At 42.5% G+C, this 22,267-nt stretch carries 22 protein-coding genes and 1 pseudogene; 5 read left to right on the top strand and 18 right to left on the bottom strand.

The annotated features are described in order from the left end of the window. Window positions 1-11: 11 nt before the first annotated feature. The 7 genes from DFO73_RS10525 to DFO73_RS10495 form a co-directional block, all read right to left on the bottom strand. Window positions 12-1,472: an aldehyde dehydrogenase family protein gene (locus DFO73_RS10525; RefSeq protein ID WP_110064736.1), complete on the bottom strand. Its 1,461-nt coding sequence runs from the start codon at window positions 1,470-1,472 to the stop codon at window positions 12-14. A 4-nt stretch (window positions 1,473-1,476) separates the two neighbouring features. Further along, window positions 1,477-2,772 carry an aminotransferase class III-fold pyridoxal phosphate-dependent enzyme gene (locus tag DFO73_RS10520; RefSeq protein WP_110064735.1) on the bottom strand — a complete coding sequence of 432 codons (1,296 nt, stop codon included), beginning with the start codon at window positions 2,770-2,772 and terminating at the stop codon, window positions 1,477-1,479. Continuing rightward, window positions 2,769-4,145 (bottom strand): aminotransferase family protein, encoded by a 1,377-nt coding sequence (locus DFO73_RS10515; protein ID WP_110064734.1) that lies wholly within the window; start codon window positions 4,143-4,145, stop codon window positions 2,769-2,771. The genes DFO73_RS10520 and DFO73_RS10515 overlap by 4 nt, the downstream gene beginning before the upstream one ends. Next, window positions 4,130-5,323 (bottom strand): thiolase family protein, encoded by a 1,194-nt coding sequence (locus DFO73_RS10510; protein WP_110064733.1) that lies wholly within the window; start codon window positions 5,321-5,323, stop codon window positions 4,130-4,132. Before DFO73_RS10510 ends, DFO73_RS10515 begins: the two co-directional genes overlap by 16 nt. Next, the gene (locus tag DFO73_RS10505; RefSeq protein ID WP_110064732.1) at window positions 5,323-5,997 is read right to left on the bottom strand and encodes a 3-oxoacid CoA-transferase subunit B; all 675 of its coding nucleotides are present in this window, start codon (window positions 5,995-5,997) and stop codon (window positions 5,323-5,325) included. The genes DFO73_RS10510 and DFO73_RS10505 overlap by 1 nt, the downstream gene beginning before the upstream one ends. Further along, on the bottom strand, window positions 5,997-6,656 hold the full coding sequence (locus DFO73_RS10500; protein ID WP_110064731.1) for a CoA transferase subunit A: 660 nt from the start codon (window positions 6,654-6,656) through the stop codon (window positions 5,997-5,999). Before DFO73_RS10500 ends, DFO73_RS10505 begins: the two co-directional genes overlap by 1 nt. A 383-nt stretch (window positions 6,657-7,039) precedes the next feature. Then, window positions 7,040-7,384, bottom strand: a complete 345-nt coding sequence (locus tag DFO73_RS10495; protein ID WP_258309377.1) for a DUF3870 domain-containing protein — start codon at window positions 7,382-7,384, stop codon at window positions 7,040-7,042. A gap of 555 nt (window positions 7,385-7,939) precedes the next feature. Here DFO73_RS10495 and DFO73_RS10490 point away from each other — a divergent pair. Next, window positions 7,940-8,638, top strand: coding sequence for a DUF2225 domain-containing protein (locus DFO73_RS10490; protein WP_258309376.1), 699 nt, complete (start codon window positions 7,940-7,942; stop codon window positions 8,636-8,638). A 51-nt stretch (window positions 8,639-8,689) separates the two neighbouring features. On the opposite strand, the gene DFO73_RS10485 is transcribed toward DFO73_RS10490, so the two are convergent. Then, window positions 8,690-8,929 carry a YuzB family protein gene (locus DFO73_RS10485; protein ID WP_110064730.1) on the bottom strand — a complete coding sequence of 80 codons (240 nt, stop codon included), beginning with the start codon at window positions 8,927-8,929 and terminating at the stop codon, window positions 8,690-8,692. 303 nt (window positions 8,930-9,232) lie between these two features. Between DFO73_RS10485 and DFO73_RS10480 the strand changes: the two genes are divergently transcribed. Continuing rightward, window positions 9,233-10,300, top strand: coding sequence for an NAD(P)/FAD-dependent oxidoreductase (locus tag DFO73_RS10480; RefSeq protein WP_110064729.1), 1,068 nt, complete (start codon window positions 9,233-9,235; stop codon window positions 10,298-10,300). A 303-nt stretch (window positions 10,301-10,603) separates the two neighbouring features. Here DFO73_RS10480 and DFO73_RS10475 read toward each other — a convergent pair whose 3' ends face one another. Next, on the bottom strand, window positions 10,604-10,927 hold the full coding sequence (locus tag DFO73_RS10475) for a YuzD family protein (protein ID WP_110064728.1): 324 nt from the start codon (window positions 10,925-10,927) through the stop codon (window positions 10,604-10,606). Window positions 10,928-11,112: 185 nt separating this feature from the next. Between DFO73_RS10475 and DFO73_RS10470 the strand changes: the two are divergent. Further along, window positions 11,113-11,334, top strand: a pseudogene (locus DFO73_RS10470) (NifU family protein); the annotation flags it as partial. A gap of 59 nt (window positions 11,335-11,393) precedes the next feature. Here DFO73_RS10470 and thrB read toward each other — a convergent pair. The 5 genes from thrB to yutH form a co-directional block, all read right to left on the bottom strand. Beyond that, window positions 11,394-12,335 (bottom strand): homoserine kinase, encoded by a 942-nt coding sequence (gene thrB, locus DFO73_RS10465; RefSeq protein ID WP_110064727.1) that lies wholly within the window; start codon window positions 12,333-12,335, stop codon window positions 11,394-11,396. Further along, window positions 12,332-13,393 carry a threonine synthase gene (thrC, locus tag DFO73_RS10460; RefSeq protein ID WP_110064726.1) on the bottom strand — a complete coding sequence of 354 codons (1,062 nt, stop codon included), beginning with the start codon at window positions 13,391-13,393 and terminating at the stop codon, window positions 12,332-12,334. The genes thrB and thrC overlap by 4 nt, the downstream gene beginning before the upstream one ends. Then, on the bottom strand, window positions 13,390-14,688 hold the full coding sequence (locus DFO73_RS10455) for a homoserine dehydrogenase (protein WP_110064725.1): 1,299 nt from the start codon (window positions 14,686-14,688) through the stop codon (window positions 13,390-13,392). The genes thrC and DFO73_RS10455 overlap by 4 nt, the downstream gene beginning before the upstream one ends. Window positions 14,689-15,128: 440 nt before the next feature. Then, window positions 15,129-16,097, bottom strand: a complete 969-nt coding sequence (locus tag DFO73_RS10445) for a 2-hydroxyacid dehydrogenase (RefSeq protein WP_110064723.1) — start codon at window positions 16,095-16,097, stop codon at window positions 15,129-15,131. Window positions 16,098-16,172: 75 nt separating this feature from the next. After that, window positions 16,173-17,180 carry a spore coat putative kinase YutH gene (gene yutH, locus DFO73_RS10440; RefSeq protein WP_110064722.1) on the bottom strand — a complete coding sequence of 336 codons (1,008 nt, stop codon included), beginning with the start codon at window positions 17,178-17,180 and terminating at the stop codon, window positions 16,173-16,175. A 200-nt stretch (window positions 17,181-17,380) separates the two neighbouring features. Here yutH and DFO73_RS10435 point away from each other — a divergent pair, with 200 nt between their 5' ends. Then, window positions 17,381-17,884, top strand: coding sequence for a phosphatidylglycerophosphatase A family protein (locus DFO73_RS10435; RefSeq protein WP_110064721.1), 504 nt, complete (start codon window positions 17,381-17,383; stop codon window positions 17,882-17,884). Window positions 17,885-17,919: 35 nt separating this feature from the next. On the opposite strand, the gene DFO73_RS10430 is transcribed toward DFO73_RS10435, so the two are convergent. The 4 genes from DFO73_RS10430 to DFO73_RS29265 all read right to left on the bottom strand — a co-directional run bounded on the left by DFO73_RS10430 (window position 17,920) and on the right by DFO73_RS29265 (window position 20,830). Beyond that, window positions 17,920-18,687: a TIGR01457 family HAD-type hydrolase gene (locus tag DFO73_RS10430; protein WP_110064720.1), complete on the bottom strand. Its 768-nt coding sequence runs from the start codon at window positions 18,685-18,687 to the stop codon at window positions 17,920-17,922. Window positions 18,688-19,289: 602 nt separating this feature from the next. Beyond that, complete coding sequence (locus DFO73_RS10425; RefSeq protein ID WP_110064719.1) at window positions 19,290-19,916, bottom strand: helix-turn-helix transcriptional regulator; 627 nt, start codon at window positions 19,914-19,916, stop codon at window positions 19,290-19,292. A gap of 108 nt (window positions 19,917-20,024) precedes the next feature. Further along, complete coding sequence (gene hepT / locus DFO73_RS10420; protein WP_110064718.1) at window positions 20,025-20,465, bottom strand: type VII toxin-antitoxin system HepT family RNase toxin; 441 nt, start codon at window positions 20,463-20,465, stop codon at window positions 20,025-20,027. Window positions 20,466-20,674: 209 nt separating this feature from the next. Further along, window positions 20,675-20,830, bottom strand: coding sequence for an EAL domain-containing protein (locus DFO73_RS29265; RefSeq protein WP_258309373.1), 156 nt, complete (start codon window positions 20,828-20,830; stop codon window positions 20,675-20,677). A 467-nt stretch (window positions 20,831-21,297) separates the two neighbouring features. On the opposite strand from DFO73_RS29265, the gene glpX reads away from it, so the two are divergent. Next, a complete protein-coding gene (glpX, locus tag DFO73_RS10410; RefSeq protein ID WP_110064717.1) occupies window positions 21,298-22,266 on the top strand; it encodes a class II fructose-bisphosphatase in 969 nt (322 codons plus the stop codon). Window position 22,267 lies beyond the last annotated feature (1 nt).

Genomic DNA, 22,267 nt, shown 5'->3' with positions numbered 1-22,267 from the left:
TCCAATGCCGATTAATAAGACGTATAAATTGATTTCCATTCTGTCATCACATCAAAAGCGTGATAAGAAACCTCACGGTGGCCATTGCCTGATTGTTTCATTCCGCCGAAAGCAACGCCGAGCTCAGCATTTGAAGTTCCGTTATTAATGTAAACAAGTCCGCTTTCTACATCTCTTGCTCCCATGTTTGCAAGCTTAAGATTATTTGTGAAAATAGAGGTTGATAGTCCATACACGGTATCATTATTTACTTCAATGGCTTCTTCAAATGAATCTACCTCAATAAAGGCTAATATCGGTCCAAAAATCTCTTCTTGAGCAATACGATGATGTGGCCTGACATTCGAAACAATCGTTGGTTCATAGAAATAGCCTTTTAAGCCATGCACCCTATTTCCGCCGTAAACAATTGTTCCGCCTTCTTCTGCTGCAATTTGCACATATTCTTCAACAATTTTCAGCTGATTTTTATTAACAAGAGGCCCGATATCGCTGTCTTCATTAAGCCCATTACCAATCTTTAATGACTTTGTAAGATTTACTACCTTATTTAAAAGTTCAGAGGCGATATTCTTTTGGACAATCACCCTGCTCGCAGCAGTACATCTTTGGCCAGTAGTGGTAAAAGCAGACTTTACAATTGCTTCAGCCGCCTTATCCAGATCAGCATCCTCCAGGACAATGACTGCATTTTTTCCTCCAAGCTCCAAAGAAATCCTTTTAAGAGTTTTACTGCATAGCTCTGACAGTTTACATCCTACAGAAGTAGATCCTGTAAATGAAACTCCATTTACATGTTTATGCATGGATAGCTTCTCCCCAACGGTTCTTCCAGAGCCCATAATGAGGTTCAGCACTCCTGGAGGCAGACCGATTTCATCAAAAACCTCTGTAAATAGTTTGGCGGATAGCGCTGTTTCAGAAGCCGGCTTCCAGACTACTGTATTTCCAGTGATTAAAGCTGCCAATATTTTATATCCGGCAAGAGCAACGGGGAAATTCCAAGGTGTGATGCATGCTACAACACCAAGCGGTTCCCTGATCATTAAGATATTCCGGTCAGGGGAACCGGATGGAACCGATTCGCCAAAAAGTCGTCGGCCCTCACCAGCCATATATTTACATGTTTCAATTACAACATTAACCTCTCCCAAAGATTCTCCAAGAACTTTTCCCATTTCCTTTGTCATCATTTCAGCGATTTCCATCTTTTTCTTCTCAAAAGCGTTAGCAGCCTTCCATAAATAATCCGCTCTTACCGATACTGGGGTTTTGCGCCAAGTTTTAAAGGCCCTTTTTGAAGCATCGACAGCCAAATCTATTTGAGCTACCGAAGCACTGGCACAGACTCCTGCTAATTCAAGCGTTGAAGGGTCAACACTATCGAAATAGGACTGATCGGGATCACAAACCCAGTTTCCATCAATATACAAGTCTGCTTTTTCAAGCTCAGCCTTTACGTTCTCGTACATAAAATTACCTCCCCCTTAAAACTGTAATAATGGACTTCTCTAATATGGTTAAGCCCTGGTCTAACTCTGCTTCATCAATATTTAAAGGAAGCATAAGCCGAATGGTTTGGCCTTGAACTCCGCAATTCATAATAAGCAGATTATTTTTCAGTGCTTCCTCTTTAATTTTAGGAACAACCTCCATGGCTAGCCTGGTGTCAAATTCAATGCCAATCATCATCCCTAACCCGCGTATATCAATGATTCCAGGAAGGTTCTCCAGCGTTTCTCTTAATCTATTCACGATCCTATTTCCTACCTGATGACTGCGCTCAACTAATTTCTCTTCTTCAATAATGTTAATATTGGCCAACGCAGCAGCACACGAAATAGGATTTCCTCCAAATGTAGAACCATGAGCTCCTGCACTCCATTTCTCGTGGAGCTCTCTGTTTGCTACAATTGCACCTAAAGGCATTCCCCCAGATAATGCTTTTGCCAAAACCAGAATGTCCGGTGTGACATTAGCATGTTCAGCAGCGAACATCTTCCCGGTTCTTCCAAAACCAGTTTGTACTTCATCAAAAACCAGCAATATTCCATGCTCCTCTGTTATCCTTCTGAGTTCTCGCAAGAACTCGGCTGGTGCAGGGTAATATCCTCCCTCTCCCATGACAGGTTCAATAATAATAGCAGCAACTCTGGATGGGTCCACCCTTAGATCAAACAATTTTTGAAGCTGGCTGAGACAATAGGAAACAACCTTCTCTTCATCAACTTCTTTCAATTGATTTGGGTTTGGATATGGTACATGGTATACCTCTCCCAAGATTGGCTCATAATGGCGCCTATATTTTGAACTTGAAGCAGTAATGGCTGTAGCACCCAGAGTACGACCGTGAAATGAACCTTCAAAGGCGATTATAGCCGGTCTATTTGTTGCCGCCTTTGCTAGTTTAATAGCTCCATCAATGGCTTCTCCCCCTGAATTAGAAAAGAAGACAGTGTCCAAATTACCAGGTGTGATTTGGGCAATTTTCTCAGCCAGATTGGCTGCCGTTTCATAGTATCCATAATTTAAGCCAAAATGGATAAGCGACTCCGCTTGTTCTTTAATCGCTTTAACCATTTGCTCGTGGGAATGGCCAACCGCATTTACCGCAACCCCTGATACAAAATCTAAATATTCCTCGCCATCTGCCGTCCAAAACTTGGCTCCTTTGGCCCTGTCAATAACCATTTCCGTCACTCTTGTCATAACAGGTGAAAGGTGTTTTTTGGATTTTTCAGCAATTTCAATTGATTTATTCTTCAATTTCATAGGGCTAACGCCTCCTTTAATTCATGTATAAGCAGTTTTAGTGAATGATCTAATATGATTATTATTTCATCAATTTCATCCTTCGAAATATTTAGGGGCGGACTAATAATAAAATGGTCCCCGGCCACGCCATCTATGGAGCCGCTTCCTGGATATATAACCGCACCCAGCTCCATGGCTAATTCATTTAATCGTTCTGAAATCTTATAATCTGCAGGAAAAGCAGCGGAAGGCTGTATACTTTTCAATAGTTCGATTCCAATTAGCAGCCCTTCGCCCCGAACATCTGCAATAATAGGATATTTTTCTTTTAGCTCAAGTAATTTGTGACGAAGATACGATCCCATTACCTTTGCGTTTTCCACAATATTTTCTCGCTCGTATATCCTTAATGCCGACAGTCCTGCTGCAACTGAAACTGGATGACCACTATATGTGTACCCATGAATAAACTTCCCTTGGCTGTTCTGGATAAGACTGTCAATAATCTTGTCACTTGCGATCATTCCTGCTAAAGGAGCATATCCTGCTGATACCCCTTTCCCAAAAGTAATAATGTCCGGAGTAATCCCAAAATGTTCTAATGCAAAATGTTTCCCAGTTCGCCCAAACCCCGTCATTACTTCATCTAGAATGAGCAGGATATCATAGCGGTCACAAATATCTCTAATTTCTTTAAAATAATCTTGCGGCGGGGCCACAGCCCCTAATTGGCTCCCTGTGATCGGCTCAGCAATAAAGGCTGAAATGTTCTCAGGGCCTATTTGCAGAATGAGACGCTCAAAGTCTTGGACGCATGACCAATCCCGATGCTGTTCGCAGTCTCCTTTTACCCTGTTATATGGACAATGGCGGCAATTTGGAGAATAGATATGTTCAAATGGCAAGAGATTAGGTGTATACGGCTGCCTTCTTTTAATATCCCCTCCCGCGGAGAGAGAGCCAAATGTATTGCCGTGGTAGGATTGCCAGCGGCCAATTACTACGTGTTTTCCCTGCTTGCCGGAGTCTTTATGATATTGCCTTGCCAGCTTGATTGCACTCTCATTCGCTTCAGATCCACCAGTAGTAAAATAAACCCTATTCAGCCCTTCAGGTGCTAATTTTCCAATTTTTTCCGATAATAAATGGAGTATGTCTGTTTCAAATCTCATCGTATGAACAAATGCGGCCTTTTTCGCTTGATCAGCAATAGCCTGGGCAATTTCCTCGATACCATGGCCAAGGTTGGCTGCAACTGCACCTGAACAAGCATCTATATAGCTTTTTCCATTTTTGTCGTATAAATAAATTCCCTTGCCATATGAAATGATTGGGTATTCTTTGGTAAAATCGCGATGAAACACATAGTCATTTGTCAGTATTCTTTCCATCTTTCCACCACCATGGCTATTCCTTGCCCTCCTGCAACACAAAGAGTCGCAAGGCCATAAGATAATTTTGTTTTGTCTAGTTCATGAAGCAAGGTCACTAAAATCCGGGCCCCCGAGCAGCCTAATGGATGCCCAAGTGCAATGGCTCCTCCATTTACATTGACCTTGTCCAAATTAACATCCCAGTGCTTTAAAACGGCTAAACTTTGAGCAGCAAATGCCTCATTAAGTTCAATCAAATCGATATCTGATAAAGTAAGACCTGCTTTGTCTAACGCTTTTTTAGTTGCAGATACTGGGCCTATTCCCATTTCACGCGGTGAAACGCCGGATAAAGCAAATGAACGGATGATTGCCATTGGCCTGACGCCTAACTCCCTTGCTCTTTCTTCTGCCATAAGCAGCAAAACAGCCGCTCCGTCATTTCTGCCAGATGAATTTCCAGCTGTCACCGTTCCGTTTTCTAAAAAAACAGGAGACAGTTTAGATAATTTATCTAAACTGGTATTTCTAGGATGCTCATCAACTGCAAACAGTCCAACATCCCCTATTCTTTTCTGAATACCAATCGGGACTATTTCATCAAAAAATTGCTGTCTTTCAATGGCTCGCCATGCTTTTTCCTGGCTTTTATAAGCAAAACGATCTTGCTCGTCTCTGGTTATCTTGTATTTTTCAGCTAGCCATTCAGCTGTTTCCCCCATCGAAAATTTCCCATAAATGCTTTCAGGCTGGGAGCATGGCTGGCTTCTTACATTAGAGTCGAACAAGGTCAGGTCCCCAGGCTTTATTCCAAATCGATTGCCTGTAAAGTAATAGGGGGCCTGTGACATATTTTCTACCCCGCCTGCCAAAATCGCTTGAGCATTACCCGTTAAAATAGACATTGCGCCATTTATAATCGCCTGCATCCCTGAGCCGCATTGAAGATGGACTGTATGCCCAACCACTTTTTCAGAAAAGCCAGCTTTTAATGAAGCAACTCGAGCGATATTGGGTGTTTCAGCGCTTTGCTTTGTTTGGCCTATAATGATTTCATCGATAATTTCTGAACCGTATCCTACAGAAGAAAGGTTGTTATTCATTACGGTTGTGAGCAAATCTTCGGGCTGTATTTCGGCTAAGGAGCCCCCGTATCTGCCTATCGGCGTTCTGAAGGCGTTTACAATCGCAATCATTATTTTGCCACCACTCCATCCAAGTCACTAATTTCAATCAGATTTTGATCCACTTCAAAATGTGCTCCTGTTTTTTCAATGATTTCTTGCAATGTGACATTCGGCGGTTTATCTATTAATAATAGGCCCTCCTCCTGGACGCTAAAGACTGCCAACTCTGTAATAATGAGGTCTACCTTTCGCCAGGAAGTAATCGGATAGCATAATTCCTCAACGATTTTTGGCTCTCCTTCATTTGTTGTGTGCATCGTTGTAACAATGACTTTTTTTGAACCTTCCAATAAATCCATTGCCCCTCCGACACCTAACACGCTTTTACCGGGAACTGCCCAATTGGCAACACGCCCATTCCTATCAACTTGAAGCACTCCAAGAATTGAAACATCGATATGGCCGCCGCGAATCATTCCAAATGACGCTGCACTATCAAAAAAGGATGCTCCTTCCTCTATAGTGACCGGCAGTTTTCCCGCATTCACAATATCCGGATCCACAGCGTCTGCTTTTGGTGCTGGACCAACCCCCAGAATTCCATTTTCAGAGTGAAAGAATACTTGAATATTTTCAGGAATATATTCCGCCACAAGTGTAGGAATGCCAATTCCCAAATTAACAATGTCCCTATTCTTCAGCTCCTTGCTTGCCCTCCTGGCAATTCTCTCTTTTGGTTTCATTACCTTCCTCCTCCCTTTAAAACCAAATAATCTACAAATAAGTGGGGTGTAACAATTTCTTCTGGTGATAGCTCGCCAGCCTTAACGATTTCTTCAACCTCTGCAATGACTATCTCTGCAGATGAAGCCATCAGGGGATTAAAATTCCTTGCTGATTTCGAGTAAGTTAAATTCCCAAGTTCATCTGCTTTACAAGCTTTTATTAAGGCAAAATCCGCTTTTAAGGGGGGTTGAAAAAGATAATGCTTATTATCAATTACTCTTTCTTCTTTTGCTGCTGCAAGCTCTGTGCCAGCTCCTACGGGAGTATAAAATCCTCCTATACCTGTTCCGCCGGCCCTTATAGCTTCTGAAAAGGTGCCTTGCGGAAGCAATTCCACTTCCAGTTCCCCTCTTTGGTAAGCTTTCACTACATCAGGGTTAGATGTGAAATAGGAGCCAATTGCTTTTTTTACTTTTTTCATTTGGACTAGCACCCCAAGACCTTTTCCTGGTTCACCAAGGTTATTGCTGATGATCTCTAACTGGTTTACATTGGTTTTCGTTATTTCTTCTATAATCGTTAAAGGACTGCCAACCAATCCAAATCCTCCAACCATGATTCTTGAGCCATTTTTAATTAAATTAGCGGCTTCCTTACTGGAAATGATCTTGTTCAAAGAGCCTTTCCCTCCCTTTTCCTCAATTTATTAAGAAAAGCGCAAGCGCCTTCGGAACAAGCAAAAACCTCTTGTTCCTGCGAAGTTCATCCAAGGAAGCTTTCCTTGGTGCTCACCCCCGACAAGCACAAGGCGAGCCTCACGGAAAGGCATTCTTTGCCTTTCTGGGAGGATTGGCTTGTGAACTCGAGGGGGTAGGCGCTGGAGCTAGACAGTTATCGAAGCTAAAATTATAAATTCTGATATTATTAAAAAAAGCCGAGCAAAACATGGCTCAGTCATAAAGACACCCAGGATGGGGTCCAAATGATTCTGCATGTTTGCCCGGCTTTAATAAGACCATGGAAGAGGGTAATCTCCCACTTTATTAGAACCAAACTCTGCTATTCTTCTATTTCTTTCGTGTTTGATATATTATCCCAGTACCTTTGGATTGCAGCTTGCAATGCTACAATAATTGCTTGCTGTGATGGAGCAAAATAATGGCGTTTTATTGTTTCTAAAAGAGGCTCTACTCCATCTTTTAGTGAGTATCCGATCAAAATCCTTTCAAAGAAGTCTTTTGTCAGCTCCGTTATGAATGTAAAATCAGCTCGAATAATCTCATGGTTCGTAAAGTTTATTTCCAATACTATACCAGCATGCTTATATACCTCATGCATAGATGTCCCTTGTGGAGCTTTTGCATACCCAGTCACAACTACTGATTCTAGCGCCAGGATAATCATTCCTCCCCTACAAGAAGCCAACTATTGACATTCGAAAATTCAGAATATTAATTTAAATTTATATTAAAGCCTTAATTCTGCGATGTCAATAGTGGATTCTATTTTTTTATTAAAAATTGTTTCTCCTTCGTTTTAAAAAGCTCTTGTTTGGATTTTCCACTATTTTATATATAAACCTTTATACCTCCTCTAAAGTCATATTTTGTTAAATCAACTTAATGTATCTTTATTGCAATAACTGTGCCAAGTAAAAACATAGATTAAACCGGCATCGGCTTAATGACAAAACCGCAAAAATAAATTGCACTGCAAAAATCTTTTTGAAAATACTGCAAATTTTTTTACCTCTCCTTCTTCGATTTCATAGAAAATTTATAGGCTCACAAATATGATTATGCATTTAAAAGAACTTTTCCCGTATCGGTCTTGTTTTACCATAAATAAAATATTAAATATAATTATCCTATTTCACTAAAAAACTTCTTATATGGTACAATTATCACATAATTTAATAGTTCAAAACTCTTAGTCATTTTCCCCGGAGGTGAAATTCAAATGATGCAGCAATTAGAACCTGCCTATGATAAAAAATGTGAATGTAAAGTATGCAAAAAGGGATTCAACACTAAAAAACTTCGCTCCAAATTTGTGAAAGTCTCCAGTTATGACAGTGATTTTTGCCCCAATTACTCTGATGAAGGCATGAACCCTCTTTATTACCATATCCATACCTGCCCTCAATGCGGCTTTTCTGAATCAGAAGATTTTTCACCTTATTTTCCGCCTGGTGCCTTGGAGCTTATCAAATCAAAAGTAGCCAATGCCTGGAAGCCTCGTGACTATAGTAGGAAAAGAAGCATAACTGATGCCATCAGTACATACAAGCTGGCCATACTTTGCGGGACATTAAAAAAAGAGAAACATCTTACGCTTGCCGGATTATACATAAGGCTTTCCTGGCTGTATCGCTCATTGGAAAATGCTGAACAGGAACAGCGCTTTATAAAGCTCGCTATAAAGGAATATATGGAGTCATATATGGCGGATGACTTTAAAGGATCTTCCGTATCGGAAACGAGGCTTTTCTATCTTATTGGGGAATTATCGAGGAGAACGCATCAAACCGAGCAGGCTGTTAAGTATTTGTCAAAAGTCATTGAAACGCAAAGCCGCTCCACTGAGCCTAAACTGATTGAAATGGCAAGAGAACAATGGTATGAATTAAGAGAAAAGCAAAAAACTGCAGCTAACTAAATCTGTTATCTCCAACAAAAAGGAGCGAAATCAATTCGCTCCTTTTTTATATTAAAACATCGGATTTTCTTCCAGATATTGATATATATTTTCAACCAGTTCATCTGGTGTTTCTCCCGTAACGACCTCTCCATTGACAAGCGCAAAAAGAGTGCTTGCACATTTTCCGCAGTAGCCCAGGCAGCCGTATTCTATAACATCAAGGTCATAATCCTTTTCCAGTGTTTCCAACGCTTTCTGGGAGCCGCTGGCCAAATTGCTGATACAAAATTCGATGATTGGCTTGATCATTATCTATCACCTCTCTACCCTGTTAATGCTACCTTTTTTAAAAGAAATCCGCAAGATTTGGATACCGATTCCCTTATAAGTGCACATATTTACCACTTCATGTCGTATATTGTCAAGTTTCCTACTTATATGTGTTGTGATTTTGTCACAATTTCGTTATACTTTTTATGGGTTTAAGGTTATTAATATCATTAATTTATTTTTTTAAAATAATTCACAAACGTTTTATTAAAAGTTCGGAAAGAAAAAAGAGAAAAACTTATTTAACAATTAAACAGTACGGACATAAAGGGGAATTATACTATGAAAAATCTTGTGATACTTGGCGGAGGCTATGGCGGTATGAGGGCGCTTGCCCGTCTTTTGCCTAACCAGCTTCCTGATGATGTCTCCATTACGTTAATAGACCGTGTTCCATACCATTGTCTGAAAACGGAATATTACGCGCTTGCTGCCGGCACTATTTCCGATCAGCACGTACGTGTATCTTACCCTGAACATCCAAGATTAACGATTAAATACGGCGAAGTAACAAAGATCAATATTGAGGAAAATAAGGTGCATCTGGAAGACGAAGAGCCTGTTTCTTATGACGATATAATAATTGGCCTCGGCTGCGAGGATAAGTACCATAATGTTCCTGGCGCGGATGTCCACACTTACAGCATTCAAACGATCGAAAAGTCCAGAAGAACATACCAGGCCTTAAACAATTTATCTCCAGGATCTGTTGTGGCGATAGTCGGAGCAGGATTAAGCGGTGTGGAACTCGCTTCCGAATTAAATGAAAGCCGGCCGGATTTGAAGATCAAATTATTCGACAGAGGGAAGCATATTTTATCAGCATTCCCTGAAAGATTAAGCACCTATGTGGAAAATTGGTTTGAATCACATAATGTTGAAATTATTAACCAATCGAATATAACTAAAGTTGAAGAGAATACCCTTTACAACCATGAAGAATCCATCCATTGCGACGCGATCGTGTGGACTGCCGGCATCCAGCCTAATAAGGTAGTCCGTGATATGGATGTAGAGAAGGACCAGCAAGGACGCATAGTTTTAACCAAGTATCACAATATCCCTGACAACGAACATGTATATGTAGTAGGCGATTGCGCAAGCCTTCCTCATGCACCGAGTGCACAGCTTGCTGAAGGCCAGGCTGAGCAAATTGTTCAAATCCTATTAAAACGCTGGAAAGGTGAAGAACTTCCTGAGTCGCTTCCTGTTATCAAGCTTAAAGGGGTTTTAGGTTCTCTAGGCAAGAAACATGGGTTTGGATTGGTTGCAGAACGCCCAATCACTGGCCGTGTAGCCCGCCTATTGAAATCCGGTATTCTATGGATGTACAAGTACCATAACGGTTGATTCAATAGTAAATTGAAAAGAGCCTCCTCGAAAGGAAGCTCTTTTTTTTATTAGCTGTTAAAGCTAGATATTGATTTAGCTATTTGTTGATTGGAGCGGAAGGCGCGAAATCCTCGAAAATGAATTCTCATTTTCTTCGTACGGTGTTTATTCGAGGATGCTTATTCAAAGTCCTGCGGGAGAAGCGCGTCAAAGGGAGACCTCACAGACGCGCGTCATGCGCCGAAGAGGCTCCCGGACCGCCCGCGGTTCGCCTGAGCTCCTGGAGCAGATATCATCACGCAACTTTAACAGAGCTTCTTATTAAACTGCCTGATAGCCGTGCTTTTCCATTTCAGCATAAATCGTTTTCAGCTTCGGATTGCCCTCCCCGACGATTTCATTCTCAATAAGAACGACAGGGTAGAACATATCCTCCTCAATGACCCGCTGTGCAAATTCCTTTTTATCCTCTTCGTCAGGCGGATTATGGATATCCACATAAACGATTTTAAAAGGCTGAACTGGAAACTTCCTGGATAGGGCCGCCTCCAGCCATTCGTAGGTCTCCTTTGATGAAGGAAGGTTCACGCAGCTTGCGCAAAGCTGTTCTGCGCCATACACGGTTATTTCTATTTCTTTCTTCATTTCATACTCCCCCTCTTTGCTCTCGCACTTCTTAGCTCCATTTTACAATATAAACAAACAGTTAACATAAGAAAAAATTTTTCCTAATGTGTGGAAATTATGTTCCGGGAATAGATTTTTAGGTTCGATTTGATTATAATAAATATAAGGAAAGGAGTCGATTTCACATGGCAGAACAAACGACTATGACTGAACAAGTTCAGGAAGTATTAGATAAATTGCGCCCGTTCCTACTTCGCGATGGCGGGGACTGCGAATTGGTGGATGTTGAAGACGGTATCGTTAAATTGCGCCTTCTTGGTGCATGCGGAAGCTGCCCGAGTTCAACAATCACGTTAAAAGCCGGTATTGAGCGTGCTCTTTTAGAAGAAGTACCTGGTGTAGTCGAAGTAGAACAAGTATTTTAATTCAATATTATAAAAAGCGATGTCGGTCTGATGACATCGCTTTTTTTTGCTTTCTTTTATTAAATATGGCCAAATTCCGGCTCCTGTTCTTCAGCTAGGCTTTTTTTTAAAACACTGCTGCCTTCCTGGTCAATTTGGAGGCAAAGGATATCCATGTCCGGAAGCAACTTTTCCAGCCCACCTGCTACTGATGGAGCTAATCCGGCTTCCGCAAGGCAGAGTACTGCTGGTCCTGCACCACTTAAGGCTACACCGAAAGAGCCCAGCCCTGGAGCCACTGTTTCAATGACTTCCAAATGGGGAACCATTTTTTTGCGGTAAGGATGGTGGTATAAGTCGGCTTTCATCATCTTCCCTGCCAGTGGATAGTTTCCGCTCAGCAAAGCTGCGACCATAACATTTCCTACCGCACCAGCTTGTACCGCCTCTTTAAAAGACCATTCTTCCGGCAGAACGCCTCTTGATTCTTTCGTGAGAAGCTCTTCCTTTGGTACAACTGCAACGATATCCAATGCCAGATTTTTAATCGATTGAACATTGACCTCTTCCTCTGACTGGCAGCCAATCACCATCCCGCCCAGCAGCGAAGCTCCTGCGTTATCTGGGTGGCCCTCCATACGTGAAGAAAGCTCCAGCTTCTCCTGCTGGCTTAAATGAAGGCCACAGAGCGAGTCTGCCAGCTCGATTCCTGCTACAATGGCTGCAGCACTTGAACCAAGGCCTCTTGTCAGCGGAATATCACTTGAAATCCTGGCTTTGCAGCCCGGAAGCTCTCTTCCGTACTTCTTTGCTGTATCCTTTGCAACTTGAAAGATGAAATTTGATTCATCTGCAGGGTAAATACTCAAAGGTGCTGATAAGGGAATCATTTCAAATGTGTCGGCTCTCTCCGCTTCGATAGTTAAGTATAAGTTTAATGCGAGGCCAATGGAATCAAATCCTGGCCCCAGGTTTGCCGTGCTGCCGGGAACTTTGATGACGAGCATTTCACCTTCGCTCATACATGGACGACTCCCTTAATATGCTCAGCCACCGCTTGTTCATCATTTGGCAGCAGCACCGGCTTAACAGGACTGCAATCGATGGCTGTGTTCGGGTCCTTTAGCCCATTTCCTGTCAGAATCGCAACAACTCTTGTTTTATGCGGAATTTCGCCATTGCGGAGCTGCTTGTAAATTCCCGCCAGAGAAGCACATGAAGCAGGCTCAGCAAAAATCCCTTCTGATGAAGCAAGCTTGCGATACATGCAAAGAATTTCTTCGTCGCTGACTTCGTCAATTTTCCCATTGGATTCTGCTAATGCAGCATTCGCTAAATGCCAGCTTGCCGGATTTCCGATTCTGATCGCTGTTGCAACTGTTTCCGGATTTTCAAAAACGCGGTTATGGACAATGGCAGCTGCTCCTTCAGCTTGGACTCCGTGCATTTTTGGAAGTCCAGTCTGGCGTGCTTCATGGTATTCTTTAAAGCCTTTCCAATAGGCAGAAATATTGCCCGCATTCCCCACTGGCAGAGCGAGGATATCTGGGGCTCCTCCCAGCTGGTCACAGATTTCAAAGGCAGCTGTTTTCTGCCCTTCAAGGCGATATGGATTAACCGAGTTTACGAGAGTGATAGGTTCTGTTTCACTAATTTTACGAACCATTGCCAGCGCCTGGTCGAAGTTCCCTTCGATTGAAACGACCTCCGCACCGTACATGACAGCCTGTGCGAGCTTGCCCATGGCGATTTTCCCTTCAGGAATAACGACAACGCATCTCATGCCCGCCCTTGCCGCATAGGCAGCCGCCGCAGCAGACGTATTTCCTGTAGAAGCACAAATAATTGCATCGCTTCCCTCTTCCTTTGCCTTGGCAACCGCCATGACCATGCCTCTGTCTTTAAAAGAACCAGTCGGGTTAGCCCCTTCTGTTTTCACATATAGGTCAATGCCCCAATCTCTTGAGAGTTTATCAAGCCTGATCAGGGGTGTATTGCCTTCATTTAAAGTAAGCAAAGGTGTATTTTCATTAACTGGCAGAAACTCTTTATAAGTCTTTATAAGACCTTCCCATCTCATACTCTTGCGCTCCCTTCTACACGGTAAGAACTTTTAATGTTTTGTACCGCAGGCAAATCTCTTAAATTCACTAAAATATCCTCGTAATCTTGCAGTGAAGCCTGATGTGTAACCAATACGATTTCAGCAAGCCCCTTCTCCTTTAAAGGCAGCTGCAGGATTTTTTCGAAGCTGACATGGTGGTCTGAAAAAATGGAAGTTATATTGGCAAAAGTCCCTACTTCATCTTTCACATGCAGCCTTAGGAAATACTTTGAATAAATTTCATCTGCATTTTTTAATTTCTTTTCATATTGAGGAGTTACGGCGCTTTTACCGTTAACGCCAAGGCGCATATTTTTCATAACACCAACCAGGTCGGATACAACGGCTGTGGCAGTTGGAAGGCTGCCTGCCCCAGGTCCGTAGAACATGGTTTCTCCTACAGCTTCTCCGTAAACATATACGGCGTTATATTCATCCTGAACGGACGCAAGCGGATGGGATTCGGCTAGCAAGGTCGGCTGTACACTTACTTCCACCTTTTCTCCTTCCCGATGGGCGATGCCGATGAGCTTCATTGTGTAGCCAAGCTGTTTGCCGTATTGAAGGTCCTCTTCAGTGATTTCAGTTATTCCCTTTACCTTCACGTCATCCAAGTCAATATTCATGGAAAAGCCGAGCGTTGATAGAATAGCCATTTTTCTAGCTGCATCAAGGCCTTCTACATCAGCAGTCGGATCACTTTCAGCATAGCCCAGATCCTGAGCTTCCTTCAGAACCTCTTCGTAGGCGCTGCCCTGCTTGCTCATTTTTGTCAAAATAAAGTTTGTTGTTCCGTTGACGATTCCCATCATTTTTGTAATTCTGTCCGAGGCCAAGCCGTCTACAAGCCCTCTCAGAATCGGAATACCGCCAGCAACACTTGCTTCATAAAAAAGGTCACAGCCATTTTGCGAAGCAGCAGACAGCAGCTCCGGACCGTAAACGGCCATAAGATCCTTATTGGCTGTCACCACATGCTTGCCGTTATATAAAGCTTTCTTTAGATGATCCCTTGTATCTTCTATTCCGCCCATAACTTCAATTACTACATCTATATCATTGTCATTTAAAATATCATCCGGATTCGCAGTCAGCATATTCCGGTCCACCTTGACCGCTCTTTCCTTTTCCAAATCTTTAACAAGCACCTTTTTAACAACAACCGGACAACCGACTTGGTGCATGAGCTTATCCTGATGTTTCTCAATGATTTGCACGACACCCGATCCAACTGTTCCTAATCCTAATAAACCAATTGAGATTGATTCCACGCTAGCTCCCCCTTTAAATGTTCACTATGTAAGTACATTTGTATTTGTATAGTAGACATTATATGGCTGGCCACCGATTTTTACAATAGGGAATTTTCCGATAAATTATATTGAAAACGCTTAATCACCTATCATAATGCGGTTTTAACTATAAAAATATTTTTTCTTTTACTCAAGCCTCTTTTAAATTCGGGTGTTGATTTCCGCAGCAGGCACTCAGCGAACAGTGTGCTTCCGACGCTTCTCGGCTTTTCACGCCTGCGGGGTCGCCTTTCGGTACGCTTTTCCGCAGAACTTTGAATAAACACGGCATGAAGAAAATGGGAATGCATTTTCTAGGATCTCACCCCTTCCGTCCAATCAGCACAGTGCTAAATCATCAACTAGCTTTAACACATCTAATAGAAAAAGCACCCGGCTATTTGGGTGCTTAGTGTAATTCATTTCTTTTTGACTGGTGTTTTAGGCGGATTCCCCGAAAGAACAAGGTCGATATTATCCACGCAAAGCTTCATCATGGCAAAACGTGTCTCCATACTTGCACTTCCGATATGGGGCATAGCCACTACATTCTTTAGCTCTAGGAGCGGGTGGCCGGAGCCAATTGGTTCTTCTTCGAACACATCCAAGCCGGCAGCAGCGATCTCTCCTCCCTGCAATGCTTTATATAAATCCTGTTCATTCACAACAGGCCCCCTGGAGGAATTAACGAAAACCGCTTGTTTCTTCATTTTTTTAAAAGCATCACGATTAAACAAATTTCTTGTCTCGTCCGTTAAAGGAGTCAGGCAGACAACGAAGTCCGAGCGCTCCAAAAGCTCATCAAAGCTGACATACTTGGCTCCAAGCTCCTGCTCAGCATCCGGTTTCCTTGAGCGGTTATGATATAAAATTTCCATTTCAAACCCGGTTGCGCGTTTTGCTACGGTATTCCCAATGTTCCCCATTCCAACAATGCCAATGGTCTTATGATGCACATCCTGGCCAGCCAGAAGCAGCGGACTCCAGCTCTTCCAGCTGCCCTCCTTCACAAACTCGGCCGCCTCTACCATCCTGCGGGCAGCAGCCAGCACAAGTGCAAAAGTTAAATCGGCGGTTGAATCATTTAATACATCGGGTGTATTGGTTACTGTGACTCCCAGCCTCGATGCTGCCTCAACATCTACATTGTCATAGCCGACAGCCATATTGGCAACAATTTTCAGCCTCTCCCCTGCATTAAGAACTTCTTCATTGACTGGTTCGGACAGCATCGTCAATAGAGCATCCGCCTTTTTTGCTTCCTCCAAGAATATGTCGTAAGGGACAGGCACATCTTCCTGGTCCCACATACGGACATCGTACTTTTCCTTTAAAATGGCAACTGCATCTTCAGGCAGCTTTCTGCTTATAAATATATATGGCTTCATACAGCATCCCCTCTTTATTTTCTCGGCTGTATGTTTCTTTCGCCAATACAAGCCTTTATCCCTTCCTCTTTTTCTTTAACTCCTGATCCAATCCAGAACCGGAATCCTGAATTTTTTCACCGGAACCTCGGCAAATTCGAAAAATCCGCCAAGAAAGCGTTCATGGTCATCAGACTGCCAAAGATACTTTTGAAGGCGCTCCTGCAGCATTAGCTTCTGCTGTTCAGAATCTGTCACATAATAGTCCTCAATCGTTTCAAAATAATGAAGCGGGAACAGAAGACGGGCGTAGTAGAGCCTCCAAGAAAAAGAAGACAGCGGTGCTACACTTTGATAATCCGATAAAAATTGGCGAAGCTCAGGCTGGTAGGTTTTTATATTATGGAAGTACCTTTCCCGTGTCCACTCGGCCAAATCTCTGGAGGAGTGGTCAAATACCCAGTCAAATGGATTCTTCATATAATAGGAGTCTCCCCAGGTAGAAGATAATAACCTGACATGGCAAACCGTTCCGCTGTCAATCATGCCCGGCTCATCATCCAGCTCTGCATCAACCAGATACTGAATTGAATTTTCGGCAAGCCCCATATAGTAAGGAAAGGATTCCAGAAACATCCGCTCAAAATCATTATCGGGCTTCTGGAACAGCATATCATTCCAAACCGTCTCCATTTGGTCCAGCCTCTTTTCCCAAAGCTGTTTCCATTGCCCAATTCTGCTCATTTTTTTCACCGGAAAAGAAATAGTCCTTCCTCTATAATGAAATTTGGCCAGCTTTCGGCCAAACTTAGTTCGTTTTCGGTTTTGGACATGCTGATTGACGAGAACACAATAACGGCTGTCCTGCCAATCAATGTATTGCTTTCCATCCTTCGTTTTTAAAAAGGCGCTAATGTTTCTGTCGCCGTTTTTCACAAGATGCTCAGCGACTTTTTCCAATTCTTCCAATTCCTCTACAGCTACATGTCCTGCAGGCACAAGCAAGTACAGCTGCCCCTGCTTTCGGCAGGCATCATACCTTCCGATCCGCATGGTATCTTCTGCCTCTATGCCAAATTGCTCCTTCAGCAACTTTTTTAACAATTTTACCACCTCGTTTGGGAATGGGTCCTTATGGAATATATATGAAAGAGGGCGTTAAAACTTGTTGTTTTCTTGAATAAGACTGTGTGCCATGGAGATATTGATAAAAGGAATGAAATTAATCTCATTTACCGGCAGCGGGCATATTTTTGCAAAAAAGGGTATATACATAGGGAAAATAAATAGAAAAGGTGACGCCAATGAATAAAGAAGAAAAAGTAGTAAGTGTTACAGAACGAACAGCGCGGAAATGGCTCCATGAAAGAGGAGTGGAAATTCAGGATATAGCCGATTTAGTCTTCTTTCTTCAGGAAAAGTATCACCCTGATCTAAAGATGGAAGACTGCATCAATAATGTCCAGAGGGTCTTATCAAAAAGAGAAGTGCAAAACGCCATTCTAACAGGCATTCAGCTTGATATGCTCGCAGAGGAAAAAAAGCTTTTGGAGCCGCTGCAGTCAATAATTGAAACAGACGAAGGGCTATATGGAGCGGATGAAGTACTGGCTTTATCCATTGTTAATGTATATGGATCAATCGGATTTACAAACTTTGGTTATATCGATAAATTAAAGCCTGGTATTCTCAAGGAGCTAAACGATAAGAGCTCAGACAGATGCCATACGTTCCTTGATGATATTGTTGGGGCTATTGCTGCGGCTGCCTCAAGCCGCTTGGCACATAGCGCTGCCCATGTAGAGTAGAAAAAGGATGGAGAGAGTTCTCCATCCTTTTTTATTTATTTGAAATCCCATTCTGCTAAAGAACCAAGCACAAATGTCGGCTTTTTTTCGTAGCCCTTAAGCAGTTCTTTCGTTGTCACGCCTGTATGGACAAGCAGCGTATCCATGCCTGCGTTCATGCCTGCCAATATATCCGTATCATAGTTATCTCCCACCATAAGTGTCTCTTCCTTCGCTGTGCCCAGCACCTTTAAAGCCTGTTCCATAATAATCGACTCAGGTTTGCCGATAAAGATAGGCTGGGTCTGAGTGGACACAGTAATGACAGAAGTTAATGAACCATTTCCTGGCAGCAGCCCTCTTTCAGTTGGAATGGCAATATCACCGTTTGTAGAAATGAATGTGGCTCCATTTCTAACGGCCAGACAGGCGATTGACAGCTTTTCATAGTTGATGGAGCGGTCAATCCCTACCACTACATAATCGGCATGCTCCTCGGCAAAGCTTAATCCTTTTTCAGCCAAAGCTTCACGGATTCCTTCCTCTCCAATCACATGAACAGATGCATCATTTTTCTTTTCATATATGTAATTGGCAGTTGCCATGCTTGTTGTAAAAACTTGTCCCTCTTCCGCCGGAATACCAAACTTAACAAGCTTATCCGCTACCTGTGCAGGAGTTCTTGAAGAATTGTTTGTCACAAACAAATACGGCAAGCCATACTCACGCAGCTTGTTCACAAAGTCAGCAGCCTCGCTGATCAGCTCAGTCCCGCGGTACATCGTGCCATCCAGATCTATTAAGTAGCCTTCATATTTTTTCAAAATGATCACTCCCAAGTTTATCATGGCCAAATTTATTATTTGTATGAGATTGGTTTTTTACCTATGTAAAATGCCCATAAAAGTTATCTTAAAGGATAGCAGAGTTTTGTGCAATTTTTCACGATTGGCCCTTCTCAAATTTGAGTAGGAATGTGTCTCCATCTATAAAAACATTTGGTCCCTTTAATTTATTCTAAAATCCCTTTCTCAGGCTCGTTCATTCCAGTTGGCTCCAGTCATCAATCAAAACCAAATTCAAAGGGCTCTATTCGCTTGGAATGTTCCGGTTATCCAGTTAATAGAGTCTTCATCGGCTCTACTTCCTCCCATTCGTTCCGGTCATACAGTTAATAGAGACTTCATCGGCTTTATTCACTCCGATTAGTTCCCATCATCCGATAAATAGAGCCTTCATCAGCTTTATTCACTCCGATTAGTTCCCATCATCCGATAAATAGAGACTTCATCGGCTCTATTCACTCCAATTAGTTCCATCGGCTCTATTCACTCCGATTAATTCCGATTATCTAGTAGAATGAGCTTTCATTAGCTCTATTCATCAGCCTGCTCAAAAAGAAAAAACTCCTTTAGCAGGAGCCATACTAGTCTTGATTGATTATATAATGGCAGCAGCCGTCACCAGCGGCCATGCAGGATTTGATTTCGACTTCTTGGGTATCAAGAAAGTCTTTGATAAATTCTTTTTCAGATTTGCATATTTGTTTAAATTCTGCCGCTGTTTCGATATAGGGGCAGTTGTATTCTTTCAGATGGATTTGCCCTTTTTCTTTTCGTATTTCAGGCATAAAGCCTTCCATTGATTGGATTTCTGTGAGGATTTCCAGTTTTTCCTCAAAGGTTTTCTCGGATGTTTGAATTTCATACTGCTGTACCAGGCGGTTTTTTCGTCTTGTGAACAATTCTGTGATTAAGCTTTCCTGCCCCATGCTTTTTAGTTCTTTTAGCAGCTCGACACTCAATTGCTTGTATTTTTTGGGAAATAGATCTTCGCCTTTTTTTGTAAGCTGATAAAGCTTTGAAGGACGTCCTTTTGTTTGCCTTAGAATAACTGACTCTATATAGGAGTCCTTTTCAAGAATCTGGATATGCCTTCTTACTGCCATTTCGGTTATCCCTAATTCGCTGGCTATTTCGATAATTGACAATCTTCCGGATGTCTTGATTAATCGCAGGATAAGATCTTTTGTAGATTTTGCTCCAACAAGCATGAAATTCACCGTCCTTCCTTTTATATTAGCTTAAAACTGCAATCCATCACAATTATTTATATATTTGATCCGTCCAGTTAGAAAAAAAGACCGGATTGCTCCGATCTTTTATTGCGGTTTAAAAGCAGAAACCGGTCCTAATTCACTGATTAAATATTCCCTTACACGGCCCGGGAATTCTTTTATCATCGGCAAATGTTTGCTGAATGCCGCTTTTACTTCCTCATGATTAACATTTGTATAGCTTTGAACGAGCATTTTACGGTATGTAATCACTTCTTTAAAACTTTCGCCCATCTCTTTGCTGATTACTTTTTCATCGTCAAGAATGTCGACAATATCTTCGTAGCTGCCTGGATCCCTCATGATAAAGCCGTCGATCATTGTATTACCTGTATCAAGGATGGCTTCGATCATAATTTGGGCAATACGCTCCAGCGCTGCCTTTTCAATAGGGGATATCCACTCTTTCACATCTTCAAAAAGGGAGATTTGCTGTTCCAAGTAGTTAAGCGTATCTTCTATTTTTTCCCTGTCTACGAAATACATAATGCTTCCTTCCTCCTATGAAGATTTCAGGCTCCTGGTTAAAGTATCTGGCCAAGCATAAAAATATCCCAGTGCTAAATCGACCTTGTTTCCGGAGAGATCAGACGTTTCCCCTTCATTTTCAATTCCCTCGGCAACAACTGGAGAACCCGCACTTTTCCCTGCTAAAAAGCAGGCCCTTCAGCATGGATTCTTTCACTGTGCTTGTATCAATGCCCTGAATGAACGGAACGGTCGATTTTAATAATATCCGGCATAATCTCACTTATGGAATGTAAACTGGCGCAACCTATGCCAGTGTCATCCACAGCCACCCGAAATCCCAAAGTTCTTAGTACCCTTATATTGTATATAAAGTTTTCCATCCCTTCAATGGAATCCCGCTCTGTAATTTTCGAGTGTAATCCGGCTGGGTAAGATACTTTTATTTTGGCCAGCTAGCGGCGGAAAAAAATTTATTTTATTTACGGGCAGCACAAGTTTTCCCTATTTTTCCAATCGGGTTTATTTTCTTCATGCATCATAGGACCATTGCTTTCATTTTCTCGGCTGTCGGCAACTGTACATCCTAAAAAAACATTTTCTGCCTTTGTATTCTATTATATCGCAGTATTTTGAACTAAACATTTTTTCCTGTAATAGAAATTTTAATGAACTGGAATATTGTCGAATTTGCCGGAATGAAGTTCAGTATTATGAATAATTCTGATAAGATAGAATAGGAAACGGAAACTGCATGCCAATGCAAGAATTTTATGTAAGCGCATTAGCCTATATGGATGTAATTTTACAAACAAAAAAGATAGAGTATATTTAACGGGAGGGAAGCCTGGTGGAACGTGAGCTGGCTTTAGAGATTGTCCGTGTCACCGAAGCTGCCGCACTTGCATCCGCTCAGTGGATGGGCAGAGGGAAAAAGAATGAAGCAGACGGTGCTGCCACAGCCGCCATGCGCGGAATGTTTGATTCAGTCAATATGGACGGCGTTGTCGTCATTGGGGAAGGAGAATTGGACGAGGCTCCTATGCTTTATATTGGCGAGAAGCTTGGCACAGGCATGGGGCCTAAGGTAGACATAGCCGTTGATCCTCTAGAGGGTACAAGTATTGTAGCAAAAGGGCATAACAACGCAATGGCGGTTATTGCTGTAGCTGATCAAGGCACATTGCTGCACGCGCCTGATATGTACATGGAAAAGATCGCAGTCGGAAAAAATGCGGCCGGGAAAGTGAGTTTGCTTGATCCAATCGAGAAGACCATTGACATTGTAGCCGAAGCAAATAATAAGCGTGTCCAGGATCTGACGGTTATTATACAGGAACGCGACCGACACGAAGAATTAATTGAAAGAATCCGGGCTAAAGGCTCCCGCGTTAAATTATTTGGCGATGGTGATGTTGGTGCCGCAATTGCGACTGCACTGCCACATACAGGGATTGATTTATTCGTCGGCATCGGCGGCGCTCCTGAAGGGGTTATCTCGGCTGCAGCCTTAAAAGCGCTCGGCGGAGATATGCAGGCACGTCTCGTCCCTTATACAAAAGAGGAAGAAGAACGCTGCATCGGGATGGGCCTAGAGGATCCGCGCCAGCTGCTATTCCTTGACGACCTTGTTTCTGGTGATGACGCGATTTTTGCTGCAACAGGCGTTTCAAGCGGAGAGCTGCTTGATGGGGTTCGCTTTCTTGGCGGGGATTTAGTTGAAACACACTCTATTGTAATGCGTTCCAAAACCAAGACCGTCCGCTACATTACGGCGCATCATCATCTTGAGCATAAGCCTCACCTCGTAATGCTGTAAA

Source organism: Cytobacillus oceanisediminis (assembly GCF_003182355.1).
GTDB lineage: Bacteria > Bacillota > Bacilli > Bacillales > Cytobacillaceae > Cytobacillus > Cytobacillus oceanisediminis_A.
This window is presented reverse-complemented; position numbering and strand designations above follow the sequence as displayed.

Bases quoted from the DNA above. Each gene is read 5' to 3' on its own strand.
- DFO73_RS10425 (WP_110064719.1), bottom strand. From the start codon at position 19,916: ATGCTTGTTGGAGCAAAATCTACAAAAGATCTTATCCTGCGATTAATC.
- hepT (WP_110064718.1), bottom strand. From the start codon at position 20,465: ATGTATTTCGTAGACAGGGAAAAAATAGAAGATACGCTTAACTACTTG.
- DFO73_RS10485 (WP_110064730.1), bottom strand. From the start codon at position 8,929: ATGATCAAGCCAATCATCGAATTTTGTATCAGCAATTTGGCCAGCGGC.
- DFO73_RS10495 (WP_258309377.1), bottom strand. From the start codon at position 7,384: ATGATTATCCTGGCGCTAGAATCAGTAGTTGTGACTGGGTATGCAAAA.
- thrB (WP_110064727.1), bottom strand. From the start codon at position 12,335: ATGAGCGAAGGTGAAATGCTCGTCATCAAAGTTCCCGGCAGCACGGCA.
- DFO73_RS10435 (WP_110064721.1), top strand. From the start codon at position 17,381: ATGAATAAAGAAGAAAAAGTAGTAAGTGTTACAGAACGAACAGCGCGG.
- DFO73_RS10520 (WP_110064735.1), bottom strand. From the start codon at position 2,772: ATGAAATTGAAGAATAAATCAATTGAAATTGCTGAAAAATCCAAAAAA.
- DFO73_RS10445 (WP_110064723.1), bottom strand. From the start codon at position 16,097: ATGAAGCCATATATATTTATAAGCAGAAAGCTGCCTGAAGATGCAGTT.
- DFO73_RS10490 (WP_258309376.1), top strand. From the start codon at position 7,940: ATGATGCAGCAATTAGAACCTGCCTATGATAAAAAATGTGAATGTAAA.
- DFO73_RS10515 (WP_110064734.1), bottom strand. From the start codon at position 4,145: ATGGAAAGAATACTGACAAATGACTATGTGTTTCATCGCGATTTTACC.
- DFO73_RS10505 (WP_110064732.1), bottom strand. From the start codon at position 5,997: ATGAAACCAAAAGAGAGAATTGCCAGGAGGGCAAGCAAGGAGCTGAAG.
- DFO73_RS10480 (WP_110064729.1), top strand. From the start codon at position 9,233: ATGAAAAATCTTGTGATACTTGGCGGAGGCTATGGCGGTATGAGGGCG.
- thrC (WP_110064726.1), bottom strand. From the start codon at position 13,393: ATGAGATGGGAAGGTCTTATAAAGACTTATAAAGAGTTTCTGCCAGTT.
- DFO73_RS10475 (WP_110064728.1), bottom strand. From the start codon at position 10,927: ATGAAGAAAGAAATAGAAATAACCGTGTATGGCGCAGAACAGCTTTGC.
- DFO73_RS29265 (WP_258309373.1), bottom strand. From the start codon at position 20,830: ATGGAAAACTTTATATACAATATAAGGGTACTAAGAACTTTGGGATTT.
- DFO73_RS10525 (WP_110064736.1), bottom strand. From the start codon at position 1,472: ATGTACGAGAACGTAAAGGCTGAGCTTGAAAAAGCAGACTTGTATATT.
- DFO73_RS10510 (WP_110064733.1), bottom strand. From the start codon at position 5,323: ATGATTGCGATTGTAAACGCCTTCAGAACGCCGATAGGCAGATACGGG.